Origin of the sequence: Paraburkholderia sp. BR14320 (assembly GCF_040948665.1) — a bacterium.
Taxonomy (GTDB): Bacteria; Pseudomonadota; Gammaproteobacteria; order Burkholderiales; family Burkholderiaceae; genus Paraburkholderia; species Paraburkholderia youngii.
The window spans coordinates 1-2,521 of sequence record NZ_JBFPKG010000158.1; the positions used below are offsets into that span (position 1 = coordinate 1).

Annotated in this window: 1 protein-coding gene and 1 pseudogene; both read right to left on the reverse strand. The window is 61.7% G+C overall.

Annotated elements, in window-relative coordinates; all coding sequences use genetic code 11:
* Positions 1-137 precede the first annotated feature (137 nt).
* Positions 138-851, reverse strand: a complete 714-nt coding sequence (locus tag AB3X89_RS39410) for a UPF0149 family protein (RefSeq protein WP_368587965.1) — start codon at positions 849-851, stop codon at positions 138-140.
* A 148-nt stretch (positions 852-999) separates the two neighbouring features.
* A pseudogene (locus AB3X89_RS39415) lies at positions 1,000-2,521 on the reverse strand (Tn3 family transposase); the annotation flags it as partial.

Below are 2,521 nucleotides of genomic sequence, written 5' to 3' on the forward strand. Positions count from 1 at the left end.
GCCGGGCTATGCGACCGGCGGCTTCTTTTTGCCATCTTTGGGTTCCTTTTGCTGGTCCCTATGACCAGCTCAGGCCCCGACCGTTCCACTTACCGACCTTGTCCGAAATTCCGGCGCCACCTCTCTGTGCTACCTGATCAGTGAAACGTCGGCGAACTGGCCATGCAGCAATGCTTGTACTTGCGGCCACTACCGCACGGGCACGGCTCGTTGCGCCCGATCCTCGGCTCTTCACGACGCATGGGAACGCGTCGTGGGATGCTCGCCAGCGCGCGCCGGTGGGGCTCGAAGTAACGGTAGATGTGGGTCAGCCCGGCGATCATCGCCTCCAGCAGACTCTTGCGCTTTTCCGCAGGGATCGATGGTGGCCGCATCTGCGGGTCGGGATTGTGTTCATGATGCAGCATCATGATCGGGATCATCGGCCCGCCGTGGTCCTCGTCGTGGATCAGTTCCCCCCAGCTCGCAGGACGCATCTGTACGCCGCGCATGAAGCCATGCGCCCAGTCGTTGGCCGGGGCAACACCATCGTCGCGCTCGAGCAACACGGGCAGGTACACATTCGGCTCATGCAGCGTTTGCTGCAATTCCGTGCTGATCGTGTTCCAGTGACGCATGAGCAGCTCGATGATTTCGGTGGCCTGGCCGTCGCTTTCAAACGAAAAATCTTCCCCCCAGATCTGGGGCAGATACTCGCTGGGCAACACGATGTCAGGTCCGCAAATCAACGCGACGAAATAGCCGTCGAGCGTTTCGATGTTCATCGCGGCATCGCCGATGGAGTCAAGAAACCCGGCGAGACGGGCAAAATCGTCGTCGGCAAGCGGCGGTAGGGATATCAGGTTGTTCACGGCGGATTTTATCTTCGCGAGGGTCGAAACGACTATATCGGGTGATTATACGATGTCGACTTCGCTGGGTATGGCGGCAGGGCCGGTTGAGCCTTCGGCAGTTTGCGAGCGACGCCGGATCCGCGGCTCCGCCCCCGGCACCACTGGCCCTGAGCCTGCCGGCCTGAAGCTTGCGGTCCTGATGCCAGACGTAGTCGCCGGTCAGGTTGATGTGCTCCCAGCCGAGCGGCGACAGATACGGCAGCAGCGCGGTGTCGGCAGGTACGCCGCTCGTGCATGGTCTGGACAGCCCGCTCGAGGTAGACGGTATTCCACAGTACGATCGCGGCCGTGACCAGATTCAGCCCGCTGGCGCGATAGCGCTGAGCCTCGAAGCTGCGATCGCGGATTTCCCCGAGGCGGTAGAAGAACACCGAGCGCGCAAGCGCATTGCGGGCCTCGCCCTTGTTCAAGCCGGCATGAACGCGACGGCGCAGCTCGACGTTTTGCGGCCAGTCGAGAATGAACAGCGTGCGCTCGATGCGACCGATTTCGCGCAGTGCGACGGCGAGGCCGTTCTGTCTTGGATAGCTGCCAAGCTCGCGCAGCATCAGCGAAGATCAGCGAAGCCGTGACGGTGCCCTGCCGGATCGACGTCGCCAGACGGAGAACCTCGTCCCAGTTCCTCCGCATGTGCTTTTCGTTGTACGTGTCGCCGATCATTGAGGCACGCGCCGGATAATCCTTCACGCTGCCAGGCACGTACAGTTTCATGTCGTGGAGATCGCGGATGCGGGGCGCGAACCGGAAGCCCAGCAGGTGCATCAGTGCAAAAACGTGGTCGGTAAAGCCATTGGTGTCGGTGTAATGTTCCTGAATGCGCAGATCCGACTCGTGGTACAGCAGGCCGTCGAGCACGTAGGTCGAATCGCGCACGCCGACGTTCACGAGGTTCGGGTAGAACGGCGCGTACTGGTCGGAGATATGCGTGTAGAACATCCGGCCTGGTTCGGCGCCATACTTCGGGTTCACATGTCCGGTGCTCTCGGCGCGGCCACCAGCCCGGAAGCGCTGCCCGTCCGATGATGAAGTGCTGCCGTCACCCCAGTGGGCAGCGAACGGATGGGCGAACTGTGCGTTGACGAGTTCAGCCAGCGCCTGCGAATAGGTTTCGTCCCGGATGTGCCACGCCTGCAGCCACGACACTTTCGCGTAGGTGGTACCGAGGCAGGCCTCCGCCATCTTCGTCAGTCCGAGGTTGATCGCATCGGCCAGGACCGTTGTGAGTAGCAATGTCTTGTCTTTTGCGGTCTCTCCGGTCTTCAGGTGCATGAAGTGGCGGGTGAAGCCGGTCCACGCATCGACCTCCATCAGCAACTCTGTGATCTTCACGCGCGGGAACCGCTGCATCGAGTGGCGTGATTTTCAGGCCCGATTCCGTAATGATCGCATCGGGCAGTCCGTTGTCGGCCGCGAGCTGGTTGACGGTTGCCAGCCGCTGCTCCAGCAACTGCCGCCGCTCCTCCAGGTAACGGTCGCAATCAGCGATGATCGGCAGCGGCACGACATTGCCCTGCATGATCGCCTGGAAATTCTCTGTCGGCAGCAGGTAGTCGTCAAAGTCCCTGAACTGGCGTGAGCACTGCACCCAGATGTCGCCTGAGCGTAGCGCGTTCTTCCGCTCGGCGAGC